This is a genomic window from Hydrogenophaga sp. GW456-12-10-14-TSB4 (assembly GCF_059424305.1).
Genome location: NZ_JBWKZH010000002.1, coordinates 104,066 through 130,132, shown reverse-complemented (window position 1 = coordinate 130,132; position 26,067 = coordinate 104,066). Strand labels below are relative to the sequence as shown.

Below are 26,067 nucleotides of genomic sequence, written 5' to 3'. Positions count from 1 at the left end.
CGTTGTGCATTTCTTGTACGTTCCCCATGAGGCTAAGCGCTGTCAGCGAACGGCTCAGCATACCGCGCCGATTTTTGCCGGGGTGCGGAGTTATTCACACTTCTGCCTCCGGCTATCCAGCCGCGCAGAATGGGTGCCAGCCGCTGCTCGACCCCGACGTTGACCCCCCAGGCCACCAGCAAGGCCAGCGCGATCATGCCCAGGGTCACCAGCGTCATCCCCCACGAGGCGATTAGACCGGATGCCGCGGCGACGCTGAACAGGGCATACCCGGCGTGCTGGTGGATCAGGTACAGTGGGTAGGTCAGGCGACCGGAGAGATCGCTCCATCGGGATGCACGGATCGGCACGGGTCGACGGATCATCCAGAGGAAGAAGGCGAAATACGACAGCAGGATCGCCTCGATCACCAGGTTGTTCGGGCTGACATTCAGGGCGAGCAGCTGCTGCAGGCTCTCTCCCTGGCCGTTTTCACGCCACAGGTACATGCAGGCGAGCGCGGCGCTGCCCAGCAGCACCCAGCGCCGAAGGGGGGTCCAGCCCGATTGCCGCACCAGGAAAAAGAAGGCACCCGCCGTGAACAGGGGCGCCCACTGGGCGCTGGTGAGCACCTCCACGGTGTACATGGGGCGAATGAAGTTGACCAGCGACAGGCACAGCCACAGCGCCAGGAGCATCTCGATGCGCTTGAGTTGCCCGGTGGCAATGGCCACGCCGACCCAGAAATAGAAGTTGATCTCCACCGCCAGCGACCAGTAGGCCCCGTCGATGAGGTTCTGCCCGAACACGCGGGGCACCATGGTCAGGTGGGCGGCGTACTGGGCCCACGACTCGGGCTTGAACGGCGCCGCCGGCGCAGCCAGCTCGATCAGCACCGTCAGGCTCACGCAGACCCAGAAGGCGGGCATCAGGCGGGAGACCCGGGAGGCGACGAACTGGCGCACGCCGGCATGCTGGGCCGACATCATGATCACGTAGCCGCTGATCATGAAGAACAGGTGCACGCCCACATAGCCGTAGGAGAAAACGCTGTACAGAACGGGGTTTTGCTCGCCCTGGATCGATCCGTCGCGCACGCCCGCGTGGAAGTAGTGGAAACCGACCACGATCAGGGCCGCGAAGCCGCGGAGCCAGTCGAGCGCGGGTTGGCGATGGGACGCCGTCGAAGGTGATTCGGTCATGATGGGCTTGGGTTCTGGAGGGCGGCCTCGATGGCCTGGAGCAAGGCAAGCGAGCCGGTCGCGTCGAGGTGCAGGCCGTCGGGCGCCATGGACGCCCGGGCGAGCGCCCCCTGCCCCGGGACCGCGGCCACCACGGCGTGGCCCCGCTCCCGGCACAGGCCGGCCACCCCTTCATTGACGGCCTCGGCCGTGCCGACCGGCAAGCCGGGAATGCCGACACACACGATCCGCGCCGAGGCGGGCATGCGGTCGAGGATTGCACGCCAGGCCAGGCGCACGTCTTCGGCACCGCGGCCCTCGAGCAGGTCGTTGGTGCCCGCGCCGAGCACCACCGCGCGGGCCGACGCCAGCGAGGCATAACGGTCGATGCGCTGGCTCAGGCGCTGGGCCGTTTCGCCGCCGATGGCGAAGTTGTAGGCCTGCGCCAGGCCGCCCGTGGGCAGGGTCTGGATGTGGCTGTCGCCGAAGAACAGCACCGCGCCGCGCGGCACCAGGCGGTCCACGTTCAGTTGGTGGGCGATCGTGCGCCGCTCGAAGAGGCGCTGGGACACCGTGGGCGCCGACTGCCAGCGCTCCAGGCGCCACAGCAGCGCGTCCGAAAGCCGGGCAGAGCCGGCGATCGCCAGCGCCGCGCAGGCCATCAGCACGGCGACGCCCCAACCGGTCCACAGCGATAACCTGGGTAAATGGGTCACAAGATCAAAGCGTCTCTAGGCGGCAACAATGCGAAGTGGTCTGTTGCAACATGCTTAGCATCTTGTCAGTGACAGACGGCCGGGAACGCCGGAATTGCATTTCTGCGTGAGTTATGTCGTACAAACGGTGGGAAAGCGCCCGGGAAAGTCAGAAAAAATACAACACGGGAGGGTTATCATTTGTTACACAAGTTTCTCATGGTACTCATTTGTGCTGTGTTGAAGGAGCTTTCTGTCCGTAGGGGGTTTTGCAATGCACCAGAAGAGTCAGCCATCGCAAGACACGGGTGAACACCACCTGGGTCGCTGGCTGCGCAGCACCGCGCAAAGCCATGCGGACGCGGTGGCCCTGGAGTCGCCGGACGGCGAGCCGCTGACCTACCGCGAGCTGGCCTCGGCGGTTTTCGAGCGCGCACAGGCCTTTGCGCAGGCCGGCTTGCAGGCCGGTGAACGGATCGCGGTGGCCGCCACGCGCTCCACCGACACGGTGATCTCGATCCTGGCCGCGGCCGAAGCCGGTATCGCCTATGTGCCGCTGGACCTGGCCTACCCGGCCGAGCGCTTGCGCGCCATGCTCGACGACGCACAACCCCGTGCGGTGGTGGGCGAAGACGAAGCCCTGTCCACCTTGCGCGCGCTGGTCGGCGAGCTGCCCACGCTGGCGCAGCCCTCGCCCGTGCAGGCGCCCCTGCATGCCAGCGCCTCCGACCTCACCTACGTGTTGTTCACCTCCGGCTCGACCGGGCGCCCCAAGGGCGTGGCCATGGGGGCCGTGCCCCTGGACCACCTGATCCAGTGGCACGCCGACCATCCGCGCCTGGGCCAGCCCGCGCGCACCCTGCAGTTCGCGCCGCTGTCCTTCGACGTGCACTTCCAGGAGATCTTCTCCACGCTGGCCTGCGGCGGCACGCTGGTGCTCGTGCCGGAGGACCAGCGGCGCGACCCCGCGCTGCTGCTCAACGCCCTGATCCAGCGCCGCATCGAACGCATCTTCGTGCCTTACGTGGCGCTGCAGATGATCGCCGAGGCCTCGCGCGACGAACTGCCGGTCGCCCTGCGCGACGTGGTGAGCGCGGGTGAGCAACTGCAGGTCACGCCGGCGATCCGGTCCCTGTTCCAGCGCCTGCCGGGCTCGGAACTGCACAACCACTACGGCCCGACCGAAAGCCACGTGGTCACCGCCCACGAGCTGCGCGGCGACCCGGCCCACTGGCCCGAGATTCCCCCGATCGGCCGCGCGCTGCCGCATGTGCAGCTCGCCCTGGTCGCATCCGAGAACGCGACCGACGAACACACCGGCGAACTGTTGCTGGGCGGCGAAACGCTGGCCTGGGGTTACCTCGGCCGGCCCGAACTCACCGGCGAGCGCTTCCGCACCGACTTCCCCGGCCTGCCCGGGCGCTGGTACGTCACTGGCGACCTCGCGCGACGCGACGCGGATGGCGTGCACACCTACCTGGGCCGCGCCGACCAGCAGCTCAAGGTGGACGGCTTTCGCATCGAGCCGGGCGAGATCGAGTTGGCCATCATGGCCCAGGCCGGCATCAAGGACGCGGTGGTCACCGCGCCCGAGCTGCCCGGCATCGGCAAACAACTGGTCGCGCACCTCACGCTGCGCGAAGGCACGCCGGGCGACACCAGTGAGCTGATCACCCGCATCCGCGCCGAACTGCGTGCCACGATGCCCGAGTACATGGTGCCGGTGCGCTACGTGGTGCTGGAGCGTCTGCCCACCACCCCCAGCGGCAAGATCGACCGCAAGGGCCTGCCCCTGCCGGCCATGGAGACAACCGCTCCCGCGTCCAGCGACCCGGTCGCCATCGTGCGCGGCCTGTGGCAGGAGCTGCTGGGCCTGCCCTCGATCGGCGACGACCAGAACCTGTTCGACCTCGGCGCTCGCTCCCTGCTCGTGATGCGCTTCGTCACGCGCCTCAAGGACCAGGGCGTCAAGGGCCTGAACGTGGCCGACGTGTACGACAAGCCCACCGTCGCGGGCATCGCCGCCGCCCTGGCCGGCCCGGTCAACGCAGGCCAGCGCAAGCGCCTGGCGCCCGCTCAGCCGACCGCCGGCATCGCCATCGTCGGCATGGCCACCCGCACGCCGGGGGCTCGCCGCCTCGACGACTTCTGGCAGAACCTGATCGACGGCCGCGAAGGCATCCGCCAGTTCTCGCTCGACGAGCTCGACCCCAGCGTGCCCGATGCGGTGCGCTCGCGCCCCAACTTCGTGGCCGCGCACGGCGTGCTCGACGGCGTGGAACACTTTGACGCCGGCTTCTTCGGCATCTCGGCGCGCGAAGCGACGATGCTCGACCCGCAACAGCGGCTGATGCTCGAACTCAGCGTGGCGGCCCTGGAACACGCCGCCATCGACGCCTCGCGCACCGATGCACGCATCGGCGTCTACGCCGGCACCGGCAACAACGCCTACGCACCCGCACTGCGCAGCGAACAGCCCGAGCTGGTGCAGCAATACGGCGAATTCGCCACCATGCTCGCCAGCGAGAAGGACTACGTGGCCACCCGCGTGGCCAACCGCCTCAACCTCAACGGCCCGGCCCTGAGCATCCACACCGCCTGCTCCACCAGCCTGGTGGCCGTGGCCCAGGCCTGGCACGCGCTGGCCAGCGGTCAGTGCGACGTGGCGCTGGCCGGCGGCATCAACGTGGCCGTGCCGCAGATCAGCGGCTACCTGCACGTCGAAGGCGGCATGGAGTCCGCCGACGGCCATTGCCGGCCGTTCGACGCCGACGCCAGCGGCACCGTGTTCGCCAGCGGCGGCGGCGTGGTCGTGCTGCGCCGGCTGGAAGACGCCCTGGCCCAGGGCGACACGGTGTACGCCGTGATCCGTGGCGTGGGCCTGAACAACGACGGCGGCGACAAGGCCAGCTTCACCGCGCCCAGCGTCACCGGCCAGATGGGCGCCATCCGCATGGCGCTCGACCAGGCCGGCGTGAGCGCGCGCCAGATCGGCTATGTGGAAGCACACGGCACCGGCACCTCGCTGGGCGACCCGATCGAGGTCGCCGCGCTCACCCGCGCCTGGCGCGAAGACACCGCCGACAGCCAGTACTGCGGCATCGGCTCGGTCAAGAGCAACCTTGGCCACATGGCCGCCGGTGCCGGCGTGGTCGGTCTGATCAAGACCGCGCTCTCGCTGCACCACGGCGTGATCCCGGGCACCCTGCACTACCGCCAGCCCAACCCGCAGATCGACTTCGAGCACACGCCCTTTCGCGTGGTGGCGCAGAACACCCCCTGGCCGCGCGGCGGCGAATCGCGCCTCGCGGCGGTGAGCTCATTCGGCGTGGGCGGCACGAATGCCCACGTGGTGATCGAAGAGGCCCCGGCCCGTGCGCCCGCATCAAGCGGCGACGGCCGCTGGCTGCTGCCCCTCTCGGGCCGCACCGCCGACGCCGCACTGCAGCGCGCGCGCGACCTGGCCGACCACCTCGAACACCAGCCCGAGTTGGCCCTGAGCGAGGTCGCCGCCACGCTCATGCGCGGGCGCAAACCCATGGCGCAGCGCCTCTCGGTGGTCGCCGGCAGCGTGCAGGAGGCCATTGCGCGCCTGCGCGCCGCCAGAAGCAGCGTGAGCGCGCTGCAGAAACCGCGCCTGGTCTTCCTGTTCCCCGGCCAGGGCTCGCAGCACCCCGGCATGGCGCGCCAGCTGGTGGACGAAGTGCCCGCCTTCCGCGAAGCGCTCGACCGCGCCCTGCCGCTGGCCGAGGCCGCACTGGGTGTGGACCTGCGCGCCTGGCTGGTGAGCGCCGACCCGGCCGATGCCGAGGTGGCCCAGCTGCTGGCGCAGACCCGCTACGCCCAGCCGGCCCTGTTCAGCGTGTCCTACGCGCTGGCGGCCTGGCTCGACAGCCTGGGCATCCGGCCCGACGCCATGATCGGTCACAGCATCGGCGAGTACGCCGCCGCCTGCCACGCCGGTGTGTTCTCGCTCGAAGACGCCATGGCCGCCGTGATCGCGCGCGGCCAGGCCATGTTCGACCAGCCCGCCGGTGCCATGCTGGCCGTGCGCACGGGCGTGGACGCGGTGCGGGCCCTGCTGCCCGAAGGCATCGAGGTGGCCGGCTGCAACGCCCCCGCGCTCACGGTGGTGGCCGGTGCCCATGAGGCCATCGACCGGTTCGCCCAGGCGCTGGAGAAAAGCGAGATCGATGCGACGCGCCTGCGCGTCTCGCACGCCTTTCACAGCGCCTCCATGGAAGGCGCGCTGCCGCGCGTCACCCAGGCCCTGGCCCAGGCCCGCCTGCAGGCGCCCCGCCTCACCGTGTACTCGTGCGTGAGCGGCGCGCCGCTGCAGGCGCACGAAGCCACCGACCCCGGCTACTGGGCGCGCCAGGTGCGCGCGCCGGTGCTGTTCAGCAAGGCCGTGATGGCCGAGCTGGCCCAGGGCGACACCGTGTTTGTCGAGGTCGGCCCCGGCCAGGCGCTCACCGCGCTGCTGCGCCAGCACCGCACGCCCAAGGCCGAGGTGCCGCGCATCGTGTCCATGCTGGGCGCCGCACAGGACCCCGGCCAGCCCGCCGAACAAGGTCTTTCGGCGCTGGGTGCCCTGTGGTGCGCCGGCATCGAACCCGCCTGGCCCGTGGCCGCGACCGCGCGCCGCGCGCCCCTGCCCACCTACCCGTTCCAGAACGACCGTCACTGGTTTGCCCGCCGCACCGCGCCCGCAGGCGCCCTGCCGTCCGATGTCCCCTTCTCCGTTGCGAGTGCCGTCACCATGAGCCGAATACCCACCGTTGAAAACGAACTCAAGCGCGTCCTGAGCGACGTCTCGGGCATCCCCGCCGACGACATGACCACGGACGCCAGCTTTGTCGACCTGGGCCTGGACTCCCTCTCGCTCACCCAGGCCACGCTGGAGCTGGAACGCGTCTTCGGCGTCAAGCTGCGCTTCCGCCGCCTGATGGAAGACCTGGACAACATCGGCAAGCTCGCGCGCTTCCTCGACACCGAGATGCCAGCCGACAAGTTCGCACCCGCACCGACCGTGGCGGCACCGGCGGCCGTTGCCGCCGCCGTCCCCGCCCAGGTGGCCAGCTTCGCGGCCCCAGCCGCGCCGCTGCAGGCGTTCGCGGCCCTGCCCGGTGGCGCCAGCGCCGTGCACCAGCTGCTGCAGCAGCAGATGCAGCTCATGGCGCAGCAGCTCGCCGTGCTGGCGGGCCAGCCCATGGCAGCGGCGCTGCCGGTCGCCTCGGTCCCGGCGGCACCCGCACCGACCGTGGCGGCACCGGCCCCGAGCGCCGCGCCCACCGAGGCCGAGCCTGCCCAGCCCTCCATCAAGTCGCTGGTTGAAAAACCCTTCGGCGCCTCGCCGCGCCTCACGCTGGAAGCGCGCCAGGACTTCACGCCCGCGCAGCGCCGCTGGCTCGACGAGTTCATCACCCGCTACAACGCGCGCTCGGGCAAGTCCAAGGCCTTCAGCCAGCAGCACCGCAAGGTCATGGCCGACCCGCGCGTGGTGACCGGCTTCAACCCGCTGTACAAGGACCTGGTCTATCCCATCGTGGTCGACCGTTCGAGCGGTGCGAACCTGTGGGATCTGGACGGCAACGAGTACATCGACCTGCTGTCCTGCTTCGGCGGCAACCTGCTCGGCTACCAGCCGCCCAAGGTGATCGAGGCCATGCAGCAGCAGCTGCAGCTCGGCCTGGAAGTGGGCCCGCAACACCCCTACGCGGCCGACGTGGCGCAACTCATCTCCGAGTTCACCGGCATGGAGCGCGTGGGCTTCTGCAACACCGGCTCCGAGGCCGTGATGGGCGCCATGCGCATCGCGCGCACCGTCACCGGCCGCAAGACCATCGCCATCTTCACCAACTCCTACCACGGCATCTTCGACGAGGTGATCGTGCGCGGTACCAAGCAGCTGCGTTCGCTCTCCGCCGCGCCCGGCATCCTGGCCAACGCGGTGGAAAACATCCTGGTGCTGGACTGGAACAGCGAGGACTCCCTGCGCGTGCTGCGCGAGCGCGGCCCCGAGCTGGCGGCGATCATGACCGAGCCGATCCAGAACAAGTACCCCACGCTGCAGCCGCGCGAGTTCGTGCAGTCGCTGCGCCAGATCGCCGACAAGGCCGGCTGTGCGCTGATCTTCGACGAGGTCGTGACGGGTTTCCGCGTCGCCCCGGGCGGCGCGCAGGAGTTCTACGGCGTGCGCGCCGACATCGCCACCTACGGCAAGGTCATCGGCGGCGGCCTGCCGTTCGCGGCCATCGCCGGCAACGCCAACTGGCTCGACGCGCTCGACGGCGGCCACTGGCAGTACGGTGACGACTCCTACCCCGAAGCGGGCGTGACCTATTTCGCCGGCACCTTCGTGCGCCACCCGCTGGCGCTGGCCGCCGCGCGCGCCACGCTGCAACACATCAAGGCCGGCGGGCGCGAGTTCTACCGCAACCTCAACGACCGCACGCAACGGCTCATCGACCGCCTCAACACCGCGTTCTCGGTGCGCGGCGCGCCGGTCAAGGCGGTGCACTGCGCCTCGCTCTGGCGCCTGCAGTGGGACGACAACCAGAAGCACATCAGCCTCTTCTACTACCTGGTGCGCTACCACGGCCTGCACCTGTACGAGCAGTTCGGCCACTTCGTCACCGAGGGCATGACCGACGCCCACACCGACCGCATCTTCCAGGTGTTCACCGACGCCATGGACGAGCTCATGGGCCTGGGTTTCATCACACCCAAGGACGGCAGCCCGCCGCCCCCCTCGGGCCCGCAAGGTGGCACGCGCGCCGGCACCGACGCCCAGCTCTCGCCCGGTCAGACCGAGCGCTGGCTGGCCGGCGGCTTCGATCCCTCGGCCCGACTGGCCTTGAACGAATCGTTCTGCGTCAGCCTGCAGGGCGGCGTGGACCGCACCGCGCTGAAGGCCGCGCTCGACGACGTGCTGACGCGCCACGAGGCCTTCCGCATCCAGTTCGACCTGGAAGAACCGCGGCAACGCGTCGCACCGCAACTGAACCTGCCCGTGGCCGAGATCGACCTGAGCGCGCAGCCCGACGCCGACCGGGCGCTGGACGACTTCTGCACCCAGGCCAGCCTGCGCGATTTCCCGCTTGACCAGGCGCCGCTGGCCGCCGTGAGCCTGCTCACCCTGGCCGACGGCCGCACCGTGGTGCACGTGGTGGCCAGCCACCTGGTGTTCGACGGCTGGGCCTCCAGCGTGTTCAACGCCGAGCTCGCCACCGCCTGCAAGGCCCGCAGCATGGGCATGGCGCCGGCCTTCAAGCCGGCCGAGTCGCCGCTGGACTTCGCCGAAGAGGAACAGGCCCGCTTCGACGGGCCGGACGGCCAGGAGGCCCTGCGCTTCTGGCAGCAACAGCTGCAGAACCCGCCCGCGCCGCTGAACCTGGGCGACCGCGCGCCGCAGGGCCACCGCACCTACGCGGCCGACACGCTTCGCATACGACTGGACGGCGAGCTGTTCAGCCGCCTGCGTGCGCAGGCCAAGCAGTCGGGCGCCACGCTGTTCCAGGTGCTGCTCATGGCGCTCACCCGCATGCTGCACAAGCGCAGCGGCCAGAGCGACTTCGTGGTCAGCATCCCCTACGCCAGCCAGAGCCTGCAGCGCCGCGGCCCGATCATGGCCGACGGCGTGCTCGACCTGCCACTGCGCCTGGGCTGCCAGCCCGGCGAGGGCACCGAGGCCGTGCTGCGGCGGGTGCGCTCCCGTCTGATGGACGCGCTGGAGTACCCGCTCATGACCCAGGGCACGGTGGCCCGCGCGCTGGGCATCCGCAGCGCGGGCGACCGCCCGCCGCTCACCGGCATCTTCTTCAACCTCAACCCCAAGGTCGACCTCTCGGCCTACGCGCCCCTGCAGGCCGCCATGCACGAAGGCCGCAAGCGCGGCACGCTCAGCGAGCTGTTCTTCAACTTCTACGAACAGAACGACGCGCTCACGCTGGACCTGCACCACAGCAGCGAGTTCTTCAGCCCGCAGCGCGCGCAGGAACTGATCGATGCCCTGCGCGCCGAGATCGCCCACTTCGCGCAGCACCCCGGCGTCGAACTGCCGGTGCTCACCGCCGTGGTGGCGCCCGCGCCCGTGCGCCCTGCAACGGCACCGGACGCGCGCCTGATCGCCTGGAACCAGGCCACCGCGATGCCGCTGGAGCCGCATGCCCGCGTGGAGCAATGGATCAGCCGCCAGGCCGCTGCCACGCCCGACGCGGTCGCCCTCGTGGCGCACGGCGTGAGCCTGAGCTACGCCGCACTGGAATCGCGCGCCAACCGCTTCGGCCAGCTGCTGCGCTCGCGCGGCATCGGCGCGGGCATGCTCGTGGGCGTGTGCCTCACGCGTGGCCCCAACCTCGTGCCTGCCCTGCTGGGCATCCTGAAGACCGGCGCGGCCTACGTGCCGCTCGACCCGGGCTTCCCCAAGGACCGCCTGCACTACATGGCCGAGGACGCGGGCGTGCGCCTGGTGATCACCGACGTCGCCAACGCCAGTCTCTCGGGCGTGCCGCGCGAGCAGCAGATCCGCATCGACGACGACGCCGCCGCCATCGCCTCGGCGTCCGACAGCGCCCTGCCGCGCCCCGCCGACTGGGCCGACGACGCGCCCATGTACGTCATCTACACCTCGGGCTCCACCGGCAAGCCCAAGGGCGTGGTGCTGCCGCAGAACGCGGTGTGCAACTTCCTCGCCAGCATGCGCCGCGAGCCCGGCCTGCAGGCCGGCGACCGGCTGCTGGCCGTGACCACGCTGTCGTTCGACATCGCGGTGCTCGAACTCTTCCTGCCCTTGACCGTGGGCGCCAGCGTGGTGCTGGCCCAGCGCGAAGACGCCATGGACGGCGAGGTGCTCGCGCGCCTGGCCGCCGATCAGCGCATCAACGTGATGCAGGCCACGCCCACCACCTGGCACATACTGCTCGACGCCGGCTGGCGCGCACCGGCGGGCTTCCGCGCCCTGTGCGGCGGCGAGCCGCTGCCACCCTCGCTGGCGCAGCGCCTGCTCGACGCCGGCGTGGAGCTCTGGAACATGTACGGCCCGACCGAGACCACCGTCTGGTCCACCCTGTGCCGCATCACCGACGCGCAGCAGAAGATCACCATCGGCCACCCCATCGCCAACACCCAGGTCTGGGTGCTGGACGAACAGTTGAAGCCCGTGGCCATCGGCCAGGAGGGCGAGCTCTGCATCGGCGGCGCGGGCGTGGCCATCGGTTACTTCAAGCGCCCTGAGCTCACCGCCGAGAAGTTCGTGGCCGACCCGTTCGACACCGCCACGCCCGGCGCGCGCATCTACCGCACCGGCGACCTCGCGCGCTGGCGCGAAGACGGCACGCTGGAACACCTGGGCCGGCTGGACTTCCAGGTCAAGATCCGCGGCTACCGCATCGAGCTGGGCGAGATCGAGGCCCGCCTGGCCGCCCTGCCCGGCATCGCCCGCACCGTGGTGATGGCGCGCGAGGACAGCCCGGGCGACGTGCGCCTGATCGGCTACGCCGTGCCGCACGCCGGCCAGCAGCCCGACGCCGCCGCCCTGCGCGAAGCGCTGCGCGCCGGCCTGCCCGACTACATGCTGCCGCAGCAGATCGTGCTGCTGGAGACCATGCCTCTCTTGCCCAACGGCAAGATCGACCGCAAGGCCCTGCCCGCCCCCACCGGCCCGGCGCCCTCGGCCAACGCGGGCGAGGTGAAGGCCGCGCGCAACGACACCGAAAAGGCCGTGGTCGAGGCCATGCAGGCCGTGCTCAAGCTGCCCGCCGTCGGCGTGGACGAAGACTTCTTCTTCCTCGGCGGCCACTCCCTGCTGGCCGCCAAGCTCATGGGCCAGATCAACAAGGCCTTCGGCCTGCAGCTCAACCTGCGGGTGCTGTTCGAGTCAACCACGGCCGAAAAACTGGCCCGCCTGATCGACCAGCAACGCGGCGACACCGCCCCGGCGCGCGAGCCGCTGCTGCACCGCGCCGACCAGCGCCAGGCCCCGCTCACGCTGATGCAGGAACGCATCCGCTTCATCGAGGCCATGCAGCCCGGCCGCACCGTCTACAACGCGCCCTCGGCCCACCGCCTGCACGGCCCGATGGACCTGCAGGCCTTCGACCGCGCCTTCCAGGAAGTCGTCAAGCGCCAGCCCGCGCTGCACAGCGCCATCGTGTCCACCGCACAGGGTCCGGTGCAGGTGAATGTCGATCTGCCGTCGTTCAGCCTGCTGCCGCTGGAAGACCTGGGCAGCTACGCCCCCGGCGAACAGGAAGCCGTGCTGCAGGAGCGGCTGGCGGTCCTGGCCGATCAGGCGTTCGAGCTGGAGCACGCGCCGCTGTACAAGGCCCGCCTGTTCCGCCTCGCCGACGACCACCACGTGCTGTTCTTCATGACGCACCACGTGATCTGGGACGGCTGGTCCTTCGACCTGCTGTACGACGAGATGAACGCGCTCTACCAGGCGTTCTCCGAAGGCCGGCCCTCGCCGCTGCCGCCGCTGGCCCTGACCTACGGCGACTTCGCCGACTGGCACGCGCGCTGGCTGGACAGCGACGAACTTCAGGGCCAGCTGGCCTACTGGAAAAACCAGTTCCTCGGCAAACCGGTGCAGGAGCCGCTGACCGATCTGGCCCGCCTGCCCGGCATGCTGCGCGAAGGCGCCACCGAGTCCATGCACATCGAGGCCGAGCAGGCCGACCGCGTGCGCGACATCGCCAAGCGCACCGGCTCGACGCTGAGCATCGTCGCCCTGTCGGTCTACGCCGTCATGGTCTCGCAGCTGCTGCGCGAACCGGCGCCGACCATCGGCCTGCCGGTGCGCGGGCGGCCGACGCCCGAGCTCGACCCCATCATGGGCTTCTTCAACAACATGCTGCCGGTGCGCCTGCCGGTGAACACCTCGCTGAGCTGGCTCGACTGGATCGGGCAGGTGCGGGCCGCCGTCGTCGAAGCCTTCGCGCACCAGGACGTGCCTTTCGAGCGCATCGCCCATGCGCTCGAAGCCGAGCAACCCGGCGTGCACGCGCGCCTGTACCAATGCATGTTCTCGTTCCAGGACGCGCGCAATCGCCCGACCCACTGGGGCCCGCTCGCGCACGAGCGCGTGCGCATCAAGCACAAGGGCGCCACGGAAGACCTCAACCTCTGGTTGGTGGAGATTCCCTCCGGCATCGAAGGCGGCATCCAGTACGACACGCACCTCTACCTGCCCGAGACCGCGAAGGCCCTGCATGAGCGCTTCGCGGCCCTGCTGGACGCCGCCGCGCGCGCGCCGCACCAGACCGTGGCGCAGCTGATGGCCCCTTCACCGGCCGAACAGACCCGCGTGCTGGCGCTCGACGCACCCGCCGCGGCACCCGCGCAGAGCCTGTTCGACCTGCTGGAACAGCGCGCCACCGCGGCCAGCCTGCCCGGGCTGCTGCGCGTCGGCGGCACCGAGCTCGACGCACGGGAACTGGTCAGGCGCGTGAACGAGCACGCCGACCAGCTCAAGACCCGCCTGCCCACCGCCGGCCACCCGCTCACCGTGGCCATCGCGATGCAGGAGCCGGTGGCGCAACTGGCGACCGCCCTGGCCGTGCTGCGCCTGGGCCACCGCTGCCTGCCCCTCGCCCCCGGCGACACGCCGCCCGCCGACGCCGTGGCCCTGGGCGACGCCCCCTGGCTGCAGAACCAGGACGACCACATGGCGCGCAAGCCGGCGGCCCGGCCGCAGGCCTTCGACGCGGCGCTGGTCGCCCAGATCAGCGCTGGCCTCGCCCGCCAGGCCCACCTGCTGGTGGGCGACAGCCTGCGCGCCAGCGCCCATGCACCCGGCACCGCCTTGGCCCTGCTGGGCCTGGCGCTGCACACCGGCGGCCGGCTGGTGCTGTGGGACCAGGCGCCCGATGGCGCCACCCTGGTGGCCGACATTCAGCGCGAGCGCACTGGTCTCGTGTTCGCCGACGCCAACACCTGGGCCGATGCACTGCAGGCCCGCCGCGGCGCATCGCTCTCGGTCATCGCCGCCGTGGACGCGCGGGACAACTCGCCCGAACTCGTGGCGCAACTGCTGGACGCCGGCCTCTCGGTGCTGAACGTGCTGCAGACCGATGCGCTGCCCCTGCCGCTGGCCGTCCACTGGGTGGCCGACGCTGCCGAGGCGGCGGTGGTCGGTAGGCCCCTGGTCGCCCAGACGGTGCGCGTGGCGGAACAGCCCGACCGCGCCAGCCCGATCGGCGTGGCCGCGCCGGTCTGGGTGAAGGCCGATCCGGCCGGTGCCTGGACCGACTGCCATGCCACCGCGCGCTGGCGCAGCGACGGTGCGTTGCAGCACGTCGACGGAACGAGCGACGCCACGGCGCTGCTCGGCGGCCACCTGATGGACCTCGAAGCGCTGGAACAGGCGGCGCTGGCGCTGCCGGGCGTCGAGGCGGCCGCCACGCAGGCCGTGGTGGAAACAGGCGGGCGCCGCCGGCTGGTGATCGGTCTCCAGGCCGGTGCGCTGACCGCGTCCCAACGCGAACCCCATGCCCGCGCGCTGATCGATGCCGTGCCCGCCGAGGCCCGTGCCGCGGTGGACGTGCGCTGGTTCGAGCAGATCGTGCGCCACCCCTCGGGCCGGCTGCAGCTGGCGCAGTCCCGCGCGCTCAAGGCGCAGACGAGCCTGGCCAGCGAGACCTTTGCCGGCACGCCCACCGAACAGGCCATCCACGCCGTCTGGAGCGAGCTGCTGGGCATGAGCCACATCGGCCGCAACGACAACTTCTTCGACCTGGGAGGCACCTCGCTGACCGCCATGCAGGCCGTGCTCAAGCTGGAGCAGCAGATCGGCAAACAGATCAGCCCGCGCCGCTACGTGAGTGAAACGCTGGCCCAGCTCGCCGCGGCCTACGACGCAACCGGTGCCGAAGCGCCCGCCCCCGCCACTCCGGCCGCCGAGCCCGCTCCGGGCCTCATGAAACGGCTTGCCCGCCTTGTGCAACGGGCCTGACAGCGACACACGACCCCACGATTCCATGGACCTTGCGATCAGACGTTTCGGCCGCCCCGCGCGGGAGATGGTGGGCGTGTACCAGACCGCCGCCAGCGACGGCGCGCCGCGCGCGCGCTTCCTGCTGTGCCGCCCGCTCGGCCAGGAGGCCGTGCGCACCGCGGCCATCTACCGCGTCGTGGGTGAGCGGCTGGCGCGCGAGCGCTGCGAGTCGCTGCGCTTCGACTACCACGGCACCGGCGACTCCCCCGGCCAGGAAGAAGACCAGTCGCTCAGCGGCTGGCTCGACGACACCCTGGCCGCCCACGAGCAGCTGCAGGACCGCGGCGACGACGCGCCCGTGATCTGGTTCGGCATGGGTCTGGGCGCGACCCTGGCACTGCGCGCGGCCCTGCGCGCGCGCAAGCCGCCGGCGCAGCTCGTGCTGTGGGAGCCCGTGCTCGACGGCCCCACCTACGTGCGCCAGCTGATGGAGGGCCACCAGCGCGAGCTGGTGCGCATGTTCCGCGTGCCGTGGGACCGGCTGCTCGACAGCGGCAAGGCGATCGAACCCGACCTGCCGGGCGACATCCTGGGTTTCCAGGTCGGCCCGTCCCTGGCCGACGAGCTGCACGCCCTGCGCGATGTGCAGGTGGCCCCCGCCTTGCGCCGGGGCGTGCGCGTGCTGTGTGCCGTGCCGACCGAGCAGCGCGGGCATTTCGCGGACCTGGAAAACCACCCCGAGTTCCGCATGCACAATATCGGGCAGATCACCGACTGGATGTCCAGTCAGGCGATGGGCACGGCGATCGTCCCTCCGGACCTGCTGCGCGCCGTCCTCTCCACCCTCGACTGACCGATGGCTGAACACACCCTCACGCTGGGTATCGAAAACCACCTCGTCGCGACCTTCACGCCAGCCGACACCGGCTTCGACGGCGCGCCCCCCGTGGTGGCCCTGTTGACCAACTCCGGCGTGATCCCGCGCAGCGGACCGCACCGCATGAACGTGCACCTCGCGCGCCGCCTCGCGGCCCAGGGCATCCCTTCGGTGCGCTTCGACATGAGCGGCCTGGGCGACAGCCGCCGCACCGCGAGCACCCTGCCGGTGGTCGAGCAATGGGTGGCCGACACGCGCTCGGTGATGGACGCGGCCCAGGCCCGCTTCGGCTGCGCGCGCTTCCTGATGGTCGGCTTCTGCTCGGGCGCCGAGGTGGCCCACCTCGTGGCCCTGGAAGACCCCCGCCTGCGGGCGATCCTGATCTGGGACCTGTACGCCTACCCCACGGCCGCCTCGCGCGTCCGGACCTTTCTCTACAAGCTGCGGCGGGCGGGCCTGACAGGTGCCGTGCGCAAGGCCGGCGAAAAACTGCTCGGCGCGGCCCGCTCGAAAACCGGCAACGGCGATGCCAGCCTGGCGAACGGGCGCGCGGTCCAGGTCTCGGTCGTGCCACCGCGCGAGGTCTTCGGCCAGCGCATCCAGACCCTGAGCGACGGCGGCGTGGAACTGCTGTTCGTCTACTGCGGCGGTGAACCCGAGTGGTTCAACCACGCGGGCCAGTTCAAAGGCATGTTCGGCCAGTTCCCGTTCCACGAGAAGGTGGCCTTCGAGTACCTGGAGGTGTCGGATCACCTGATCACGACGCGCACCGCGCAGCACGCCTTCCTGGCCATGACCGACGACTGGGTGCAAGGCCGCGTGCTGCCGGCCAACCGCTGAGCCCGGCGCGCCGGGCCTGTCTCAGGCTTTCGGCGGTGACCGGAAATCGGTCGCCTTCATCCAGGCTTCAACCAGACCAATCAGGCGCGCGCGGTTCGCCGCCGAGGCGAAGGTGTGGTCGCATTCCTTGAAGTACTCCAGCCACAGCTGCTTGCCGAAGGGCAGCTGCGGGAACGCATCCAGCAGCTGGCGGCGGTAGTTGTGCTGGCGCTGCCGGTCGGACGTGAGCACGGCCAGCAGCTGCACCCCGTTGCCCAGCGCGCGGCCATAGGCGTTCTGCAGGAAGGCCTTGACCTTCGGGTCTTCCAGCGAGGGCCCCTTGGCCTCCACCTCTGCGGTTGACGCGGCCGGCACCGGGCTCAGGCGGCGCCTGAGCGCGCGCCAGATCGGGTGGCGGCCCAGCACCAGGTTCAGCCAGGCGCGCAGGCCCAGGATGCGGTGGCCGTAGTGGTGCACGTAGTAACCCAGCGTGCGGGGAATGGACGGGTCCATCAGCGCCACGCCGACCACGCGCTCGTCGGTGCCGGCGTAGATGATGGAGTGGTCGGCACCCGAACACAGGCCCACCAGCACCACGCGCTGCACCTGGCGCGTGGCCTGCAGCATGTCCAGGATCTCGCGGATGTCGGCCATGGTCGCGTCCAGCGGCGGCAGCGCGTCGTTGCGCGCCTCGCTGTCGCCCAGGCCGGAGAGATCGACCCGCAACACGCCGAACCCGGCCGCCGCCAGCGCACGGGCCAGCAGCACGTGCATGCGGTTGGGCCCGACCCGGTGGATGATGCCGGCGTTGAGGATGACCACGAACGGTGCGTTGGGCACCGCCGCCTGGGCGGACGCCGGCGTGATCACGCCGACCATCGATTTGCGGGGGCCCAGCAGCAAGGCCTGTTCGACGATGCGTTCCATCAGGCCAGCCACTCCACGATGCGCTGCAGCAAGCGGACGGGCACCGCACCCGCGCCGGAATGCTGGTCCTCCAGCCACGCGGGCTGGCTGGGAATGTGCTCGGCGGCCGGCAACCCGGCCCGTGTCGAGGCCTCCGAGACCACCATGAGCGTGCGCGCGGGCAGACCGGGCACGTGTTCCGGCAGGTCGATCGACTGCAACTCGGCGGCCATGCCGGCGGACATCGGGAAACCCAGCAGCTCGCCCGGGTTCACCTTGAGGTTGCGCTCGTGGGCCACCGCCGCGTCCTGTCGCTGCAGCTCGGCCAGGTGCTCGGCGCCCTGCACCACCGGGTCCCACAACACCACCGCATCGATATCGCGGCGCCGCGCGGGCGCCACCCGCGCCGCCAGCACGCCGCCCAGGCGCAGGCCCACCAGACCCACCCGCTGCAGGCCGGCGGTGTCCTTGAGTTCCTCGATGGCGGTTTCCACGTCGGCCTGCCAGCCTTTCAGATCGCCGTCGCCCGTGTCGCCGGCGGAATCGCCGGTACCGAAATAGTCGAAGCGCAGCACGTGCACGCCCGACTCGGCCAGCAGGCGGCCCAGTTGGCAGACGCTGCGGTGCGCGCGCAGGTATTCCGTGCCCCACGGCGGGCAGATCACGACGCCGCGCGCCTTCCCACCCCGGGCATGCGCCGGCGTGTAGACACCGAACAGGCGGCGCGAGCTCTCACCGAAAAAAAGTGGCGTCATTCCTGGAGGGTTCCCTTTTCGGCGGCCGCGATGGCCACCACCTGACGCAGGTTCTGGAAGAACAATGTACGCGCATCCATGCGCCATCCCAACCGCTTCTCCACCGCCTGCGCCACGCGCAGCGACAGCAGGGAGTGGCCACCGAGCTCGAAGAAATTGTCTTCGGCACCGACGCGCTCGACCTGCAGGATCTCGCGCCAGATCTCGGCCATGACCTGCTCGTGCCCCGGTTCGGGCGCCACGTGGTCGCGCGCGGTCTGCACGGCGTGGCGGAACGGGTCGGGCAGCGCGGCGCGGTCGACCTTGCCGTTGGGCGTGAGCGGGATCGCATCCACCGCCGCCACCACGGACGGGATCATGTAGTCGGGCAGCTGCTTGCGCAGGAAGCGGCGCACATCGCTGGCGGTCAGGTCCTCGCCGGGCTGGAAGGCCAGGTAGGCCACCAGCCGCACGTCGGCCGGGCCGGCCTCGCGGCCCATCACCACGGCCTGGCGCACCGCCGGGTGGGCGGACAGCGCGGTCTCGATCTCACCGAGTTCGATGCGGTAGCCGCGCACCTTCACCTGGTGATCGAGCCGGCCCAGGTGGTGCAGGCGGCCCTGCGCGTCCCAGCGCGCGAGGTCCCCGGTGCGGTAGAGGCGCGCGCCCGGCTGGGCGGCAAAGCGGTCGGCGACGAAGCGCTCGGCCGTCAGTTCCGCGCGCTCGTGGTAGCCGGTGGCCACGCCGGCACCGCCGATGCACAGCTCGCCCGGCACACCGATGGGCACCGGCTCACCGTGCGCGTTGAGCACATGGATCTGCGTGTTGGCAATCGGCCGGCCGATGCTGATCGGCGCCGGCGCGGGCTCCACGCGGTGCACGGTGGACCAGATGGTGGTCTCGGTCGGGCCGTAGAGGTTCCAGAGCTGGGCCACGCGCTCCAGCAGGCGGTCGGCCAGGTCGCGCGGCAGCGGCTCGCCGCCGCAGAAGGCGCGCAGCGGACGCGCCGGCGTCCAGTCGGTTTCCAGCAGCAGGCGCCAGGTGGCAGGCGTGGCCTGCAGCACCGTGGCCTGGCATTCGGCGAGCCACTCCGCCAGCGCCACGCCGTCGGTGACGGTGTCGCGCGAGGCCAGCTCGACCCGCGCGCCCACCGTCAGCGGCAGGTACAGCTCCAGGCCTGCGATGTCGAACGACACCGTGGTGACGGCCGCGAGCACGTCGTCGGCGCCCAGGCCGGGCTGCAGCGCCATCGAGGCCAGGAAGTTGGCCAGCGCGCCCTGCGGCACCACCACGCCCTTGGGCCGGCCGGTGGAGCCGGAGGTGTAGATCACGTAGGCCGCGTCGCCCGCCTGGGCGGCGGGCGCCGGGTTGTCGCCACTGTGGGCCGCGATGGCGGCCGCGTCGGCCAGCGGGTCCACGCAGCGCACGCCCTCGGGTTCGGAAACCGCATCGGCCGCCTCGCCGCCCGTGAGCAGCACCCGCGCGCCGCTGTCCTCCAGCATGTAGGCCAGGCGCTCGGCCGGAAAGTCGGGGTCCAGCGGCACATAGGCACCGCCGGACTTGTGCACCGCCAGCAGCGCGACCAGCAGGTCGAGCGAGCGGTCCATGCAGATGCCCACGCGCACGCCGGGTTGCACGCCCAGGCCTTGCAGGTGGTGCGCGAGCTGGTTGGCGCGCCGGTTCAGCGCAGCGTAGTCCAGGGTCTGGCCCTCGAAGCCCGCCGCGATGCGCGCGGGCGACTCGGCGGCCTGCCGCTCCAGCCGCTGGGCGAAGAGCGTGCCATCCAGCGCCTGGGTGGTCTCGTTGAAACCGTGCACCAGCTGCTCGCGCGCGGCCGGCGTGAGCAGGGGCAATTGGCTCACCGGCGTGTCGTGGTTCGCCACCGCGCCGCGCAGCAGCGCCTGCAGTTGCGAAGCCAGGCGCTCCATCATGCCGCTTGAATACAGGTCGCTGCGGTACTCCAGGCTGCAGATCAGCCGGCCTTCGTGCTCGCGCGCGAACCAGGTCAGCTCGTGCAGGGCGCCGCCGCCGGTGATGGCCAGGCCGCTCTGATCGCCCTGGTGAGCGGCGTTCACGTTGTGCTGCACCACCGCCACCTGGAACAGCGGTGAATGCTGGAACGAGCGCGCCGGGCGCAACCGCTCCAGCACGCTCTCGAACGACACCTGGCGGTGCTCGTGGGCGTCGAACAGCGCGTTGCGCGCACGGCGCAGCAGCTCGCCGAAACCGGGGTCGTCGCCGACCTGCAGGCGCACCACCTGCAGGTTCACGAAGGGGCCGATCAGGTTCTCGAACTCGGCGCGCTCGCGCACGCCCATGGGGCTGCCCAGCAGCAGGTCGCCCTGCCCGGTGTGCGCTCGCAGCAGCGCGGCGGTGGCCGCCAGCATCGCCATGTAGACGGTCGCGTTCTCGCGCCGCACCAGCTGGTGCAGACCCGACACCAGCTCGGCATCGAGCTCGAAGTCCACGCTGGCCCCGCGGGCCGGCGCGTCGGACAGCGGCAGGTCGGCCGCAAAGGCCGAGAGCTGGGGCGCGCCCTGCAGCGTGCGTTCCCACCAGTCCAGGCCGGCGGCGGTGTCCACCGCACTGCGCTGCCAGGCCGCATAGTCGGCGTACTGCAGCGCGGGCACAGCGCCCTCGCCTCTCGGTGCCACCAGCTCGGCCGCGATCTCGCGGCGCAGCACGTGCAGCGACCAGGCATCGACGGCGATGTGGTGCGCCGCGACCATCACCACCCAGGTGTCGCCCGCGGTGGCGTAGACCTCGAAGCGCGCGGGGGTCTCGTGCGCCAGGTCGATCGGCGTGTGCACCACGCGCTCGACGTCGGCGTCGATCTGCCACTTCTGTTCGGTCGGGGTCAGGTGGCGCAGGTCGTGCATGCGCACCTGGGGCACGGCCACGCGGCGCCCCCAGGGCTTGCCCTGCTCCTCGACGAACACCGTGCGCAGGCCGAGCTGGCGCGCATGCACGCGCCCGATCGCGGCCACCAGGGCCTCACCGCCCACGCCGGCCGGCGCCAGCCAGGTGGTGGCCATCAGGTAGGTGGTGCTGTCGGGTTCGAGCTGCTGCAGGATCCACAGCCGCTCCTGGAAGGGCGACAGCGGCAGCGGCCCGTCGTGGGCCACGCCGGGCACCGGCCCGGCCGTCGCGGGCCGGCGCTGGGCCAGCAGCGCCAGCAATTCGGGTTTGTGTTCGCCGATGGCGTGTTTGAGGTCGTCGTCCAGGCGGCCCCGGGCCGCGCTCACGCGCAGGCGACCCTCGTCCGCCGTCAGTTCGACGCCCAGGCCTTCCAGCTGTGCCAGCAACTCGCGCGCGTTCAAAACTCGATCTCCTCCCGATCCTCGTCGTCGGCGCCGCTCTCGGGGCGACCGGCGTCCTGGCCTTTGACCGCTGCCGCCTGTGCAACCACTTTCTGTGCCAGCTGGCGGATGCTCGGGCCCTCGAACAGGTCGCGCAGCGACAGGCGCGCGCCGAACTGTTCTTCAATGCGCGCAATGATGCGGGTCGCCATCAGCGAATGCCCGCCCAGCGCGAAGAAATCATCGTCCAGCCCGATGTCGTCCACCCCGAGCAGCTCGCTCCAGATGGCGCCGATGCGCGCCTCGATCTCGTTGGGCGCGAGCGCCTGCACGTCCACCGGCGCCGCAACGCCCGGTTCGGCCGCGGCGGGCTTGCTCTGCGCGGCAGCACCCGACTGGCGCAGCCAGGCCTTCAAGGCCTCCACGTCGCGCAGCATGTCGGGCATCACCTGCCGGGTCACGTACACATGGGGCAGCCCGCTGGCCAGGGCGCGCCCGAAGGCGTCGGCGCCCTCCTCGGGCCGGATCGCATAACGCAGCGCCGCGTGCGACGGGTCGGCGCCCTGCGCGGCGGAGAAGCCGACATCGCGCCACGAGTCCCAGCCCACCGCCAGCACGCGCGCGCTCGAGCGCGCCAGGCCGGACTTGGCGAAGGCATCCTGGAAGGCGTTGGCGGCCGAGTAGTCGGCCATGCCGGCCGACCCGAAGGCCGTGCTGATGGACGAGCACATCATGAAAAAGTCGAGCCCGTTGCCGGCGAGCACGCGGTCCAGCACCAGCGTGCCTTCGAGCTTGGGCCGCAGCACCGCCTCGATGCCCTGCGCGGTCTTCTCGAACACCGTGCCGGTGCCCAGCGCACCGGCGGCGTGCACCACGCCGTGCACGGCGCCGAAACGCGCGCGCGCCATGGCGACCACGGCCTGCATCTGCGCTTCATCGGCCACGTCGCCGGAACACAGCAGCACCTCGGCGCCGGCGGCCTCCATCTCCCGGAGGGCGGTGATGCGCGCCTTCTGCGGCGCGGGCGTGTCCTTGGCGGCCAGCAACGCATCCCACTGGGCCCGGTCGGGCCAGGCCGAGCGCGACACCAGCACCAGCCGGGCCGCCCGCACGTGGCGCGCCAGCCATTGGCCCAGGGTCAGGCCGATACCGCCGGCACCGCCGGTCACCAGGTAGGTGCCGCCCTCGCGCAGCGGCAAAGGGCCCGCGTCGGCGCCCAGGCGCCGGGGCATCAGCGTGGGCGTCCAGCGGTGGCGGCCCCGGTAGGCCACCACGCCGTCGGGCTCGGGCCGCGCCACCTCGGCGCGCAGCGAGGCGGCCAGGCGGGGGGCGGCATCGGGCCGCCACTCGCTGCCCGCCAGGTCGATCGCGCGGCAGTGCACGCCGGGCACGTCCAGCGGCAACAGCAAGGCCGGGCCGAGCAGCAGCGCGCGCTCGGGCCGCACGGCTTCGGTGCCGAGCACCGGCTCGCGGTCGCTGCTGAGCACCAGCACCGGCAGCGGCTGGGCTCGCTTCACACCGCCCAGCGCGCGCGCCAGGCAGATCAGCGCGTCGAAGGCCTGGCGGCGGCCTGGCGGCAGCGCGGCATCCAGGGTCTGCGGCGCGTCGTCGCCCGTGTTCCAGGCATGCAGCACACAGGCCAGCGGCGCCGCGCCCAGGGCGCTGAACAGCTGATCGTGGTCGGCTTGCGAGTCGGGCGCCACCTCGTAGTGCGTGGCCGAAACCGGCCGGAATCCGCTGCCGGCGGTCACCGAGACCACCTCGATACCCTGCGCCGCCAGCGCGGCCACCAGGGCCTGCGACGCGGCATCGTCGCGCCGGAACACCAGCCAGCGGCCCGGGGCCTCGGTCACCGGTGCAAGCCCGGTGGGCAAGGCGCCCGCGCGTTGCCAGGAAGGCTCCCAGAACCAGTCATCGACGGGCCGTTGCACGGCGGCTTCCGCCACCGGAACCACCGCCTTGGGCGGCGCGGCTTTGGGCGCCACCGGGTCGACCGCGTGGCGCTTGCGCTCGAACGGATAGGTGGGCAGCGGCACGCGCCGCGGCCGCACCGGGCCGTGCAGGCCGGCCCAGTCGAGCGACACGCCCGCGAGCCAGAGGCGGCTGGCGGCTTCGAGCATCGCCTGTGAAGCGCTGCGCGCGTCGCGCGCATGGCCCATGGACAGGCTGGTGCGGCGCACGCCTTCCACGCCCAGCGCCATGCCCGCCAGCGTGGCCAGCGAACGGCCCGGGCCGACTTCGAGCAAGTGCAGCGAGGGGTCGGCCGCCAGCGTGCGCACGCCGGCCTCGAACAGCACGGCGCGGCGCAGGTGCTCGGCGTAGTACGCGGGCGACGTGGCCTGGGCCGGCGTGATCCACAGGCCGGTGACGTTGGACACGTAGGGCACGCCCGGCGCGGCCAGGGCCACCTTCTCGACCAGCGCGGTGAAGGGGGCGAGCACGCCCTCCATCATCGACGAGTGGAAGGCGTGCGAGGTGTGCAGCGGCTGGGCGTCGATGCCCTGCTCTTTCAACTGCTGGAGGCAGGCGGCCAGCGCCTCGTGCGGGCCGGAGATGGCGCACAGGTTGGGCGCGTTGACCGCCGCGATCTCCAGCGTGCCGGCCGGCGTGGCCAGCCATTTCTGCAATTCGGAAGCGCTCAGCTGCACCGCCGCCATGCCGCCCGGCGCCATGCTTTGCATCAGCTGGCCGCGCGCGGCCACCAGGGCGAGCGCATCGGCCAGCGACATCACGCCGGCCAGGTGGGCCGCCACGTACTCGCCGATGCTGTGGCCCAGCATCGCGGCCGGGCGCACGCCCCACGACTGCCAGAGCATCGCCAGCGCGTACTCGGTGACGAACAGCGCCGGCTGGGCATAGCGGGTTTCGTTGATGGTGAGGTCACCCGCCGGCGCGAACAGCAGCTCGCGCAGGTCGCGCCCCATGGGTTCGCGCAGCAGCTCGGCACAGCGGTCGATGGCGTCGCGGTAGACGGCATGTTGTTCGTACAGGTCGGCGCCCATGCCGGCGAACTGGCTGCCCTGCCCGCTGAACAGGAAGGCCACCGGGCGCTCGCCGCCTTCGTGGCGCGCGGTGTGCACCGGCGCGCGCTTGGGCGCACCCAGCGCCGCCACGGCGTCGGCGGTGCTGGCGGCCACGAGGGTGCGGCGGTGCGGAAAGGCGCGGCGGCCTTCCTGCAGCGTCCAGGCGACGTCGCGCAGGTCCAGATCGGCGTGGCCGGTCAGGTGGTCGCGCAGGCGCTGCGTGGCCGCTTCCAGCGCGGCTTCGCTGCGCGCGGACAGCACCAGCAGCTGAGGCTGGCCGGCGTTCTCCACGCGCTCGATAGCGGGGGCCTCTTCCAGCACCACGTGGGCGTTGGTGCCGCCGATGCCGAAGGAGCTCACGCCGGCGCGTCGCGGACCCGCCTGCGCCGGCCAGGGCGCGGCCTGGGCGCTGGCGGTGAAGGGCGAGCGGTCCAGGTTCAGCTGCGGGTTGGCCTGGCGGAAGTTCACCAGCGGCGGCAGCTCGCGGTGCTGCAGCGCCAGCACGGTCTTGATCAGGCCGGCCACGCCGGCAGCGGCGTCGAGGTGGCCCAGGTTGGCCTTGAGCGAGCCCAGGCGGCAGAAGCCCTGGTCGGCGGTGCCGGCCTCGAACACCTGGCGCAGCGCCGCGATCTCGATCGGGTCGCCCAGCGGCGTGGCGGTGCCGTGCGCCTCCAGGTAGCCGATGCTGCGCGGGTCCACGTCGGCCAGCATCTGCGCTGTGGCGATGGCCTCCACCTGTCCGTCCACGCTGGGCGCGGTGTAGCCGGCCTTGCCGGCGCCGTCGTTGTTGATGGCCGCGCCGCGGATCACGGCGTGGATGGTGTCACCGTCGGCCAGCGCGTCGGCCAGGCGCTTGAGCACCACGATGCCGGCACCGGCACCGGGCCGCGTGCCTTTGGCGTCGGCGTCGAACGGCCGGCAGTGGCCGTCGGGCGAGAGGATCATGCCCTCCTGGAACAGGTAACCCCCGCGCTGCGGGAAGTTGACCGACACGCCGCCGGCCAGCGCGATGTCGCACTCGTGCCGCTCCAGCGCGCGGCAGGCCACCTGCACCGCCACCAGCGAGGTCGAGCAGGCGGTCTGCAGCGTCATGCTGGGCCCATGCAGGTCCAGCTTGTAGGACACGCGCGTGCAGAGAAAGTCCTTGTCGTTGCCCAGCATGAGCTGGTAACCGCCGACCGAAGCGGCCAGCGCCGGGTCGCGCAGGATCTGCGACAGCAGGTAGGTGTTCATGCTGGCGCCGGCATACACGCCGACGGCCTGCGCGATCGCGCCGGGCGCATAGCCCGCGTGCTCCAGGGCTTCCCAGGCGCACTCCAGGAAGATGCGCTGCTGAGGATCGATCACCTGCGCCTCGCGCGGCGACATGCCGAAGAAGCCGGCGTCGAAATGGTCGGCGTTTTCCAGCACCGTGCCCTTGCGCACGTACTGAGGCTGGCCGCTCAGGGCCGGGTCCACACCGGCTTCCTGCAGATCGGCCTCGCTGAACGGTTCGAGCGCTTCCACGCCCTCGCGGATGTTCCGCCAGAACGCGTCCAGATCGCTCGCGCCCGGAAAGCGCCCCGCCATGCCCACGATGGCCATGGCGTGCGCGGGAAATTGCTCGCTGGGACTCATCCC

The 26,067-nt window shown here is 71.4% G+C and carries 9 protein-coding genes; 3 read left to right on the top strand and 6 right to left on the bottom strand.

Going from position 1 to position 26,067, the window contains the following annotated elements; genetic code table 11:
- Positions 1 to 32: 32 nt before the first annotated feature.
- Together AC07ZS_RS01740 and AC07ZS_RS01735 are read right to left on the bottom strand one after the other, a co-directional pair.
- The gene (locus tag AC07ZS_RS01740) at positions 33 to 1,181 is read right to left on the bottom strand and encodes an acyltransferase family protein (RefSeq protein WP_494796908.1); all 1,149 of its coding nucleotides are present in this window, start codon (positions 1,179 to 1,181) and stop codon (positions 33 to 35) included.
- Positions 1,178 to 1,876 (bottom strand): SGNH/GDSL hydrolase family protein, encoded by a 699-nt coding sequence (locus AC07ZS_RS01735; RefSeq protein ID WP_494796907.1) that lies wholly within the window; start codon positions 1,874 to 1,876, stop codon positions 1,178 to 1,180. Before AC07ZS_RS01735 ends, AC07ZS_RS01740 begins: the two co-directional genes overlap by 4 nt.
- Positions 1,877 to 2,129: 253 nt before the next feature.
- On the opposite strand from AC07ZS_RS01735, the gene AC07ZS_RS01730 reads away from it, so the two are divergent.
- From AC07ZS_RS01730 to AC07ZS_RS01720, 3 genes are read left to right on the top strand one after another with little or no spacing between them, the layout of a single operon-like run.
- Positions 2,130 to 14,807, top strand: coding sequence for an amino acid adenylation domain-containing protein (locus AC07ZS_RS01730; RefSeq protein WP_494796906.1), 12,678 nt, complete (start codon positions 2,130 to 2,132; stop codon positions 14,805 to 14,807).
- Between the two features lie 25 nt (positions 14,808 to 14,832).
- Entirely contained in the window at positions 14,833 to 15,642 is an 810-nt protein-coding gene (locus tag AC07ZS_RS01725; RefSeq protein WP_494796905.1) for a serine aminopeptidase domain-containing protein, read from the top strand.
- Between the two features lie 3 nt (positions 15,643 to 15,645).
- Positions 15,646 to 16,506 carry a serine aminopeptidase domain-containing protein gene (locus AC07ZS_RS01720; RefSeq protein ID WP_494796904.1) on the top strand — a complete coding sequence of 287 codons (861 nt, stop codon included), beginning with the start codon at positions 15,646 to 15,648 and terminating at the stop codon, positions 16,504 to 16,506.
- 21 nt (positions 16,507 to 16,527) lie between these two features.
- On the opposite strand, the gene AC07ZS_RS01715 is transcribed toward AC07ZS_RS01720, so the two are convergent.
- From AC07ZS_RS01715 to AC07ZS_RS01700, 4 genes are read right to left on the bottom strand one after another with little or no spacing between them, the layout of a single operon-like run.
- Entirely contained in the window at positions 16,528 to 17,412 is an 885-nt protein-coding gene (locus tag AC07ZS_RS01715; RefSeq protein ID WP_494796903.1) for an alpha/beta fold hydrolase, read from the bottom strand.
- A complete protein-coding gene (locus AC07ZS_RS01710; protein ID WP_494796902.1) occupies positions 17,412 to 18,146 on the bottom strand; it encodes an alpha/beta fold hydrolase in 735 nt (244 codons plus the stop codon). Before AC07ZS_RS01710 ends, AC07ZS_RS01715 begins: the two co-directional genes overlap by 1 nt.
- Positions 18,143 to 21,445, bottom strand: coding sequence for a non-ribosomal peptide synthetase (locus AC07ZS_RS01705; RefSeq protein ID WP_494796901.1), 3,303 nt, complete (start codon positions 21,443 to 21,445; stop codon positions 18,143 to 18,145). The genes AC07ZS_RS01710 and AC07ZS_RS01705 overlap by 4 nt, the downstream gene beginning before the upstream one ends.
- Positions 21,442 to 26,064, bottom strand: a complete 4,623-nt coding sequence (locus tag AC07ZS_RS01700) for a type I polyketide synthase (protein WP_494796900.1) — start codon at positions 26,062 to 26,064, stop codon at positions 21,442 to 21,444. Before AC07ZS_RS01700 ends, AC07ZS_RS01705 begins: the two co-directional genes overlap by 4 nt.
- Between the last annotated feature and the right edge of the window lie 3 nt (positions 26,065 to 26,067).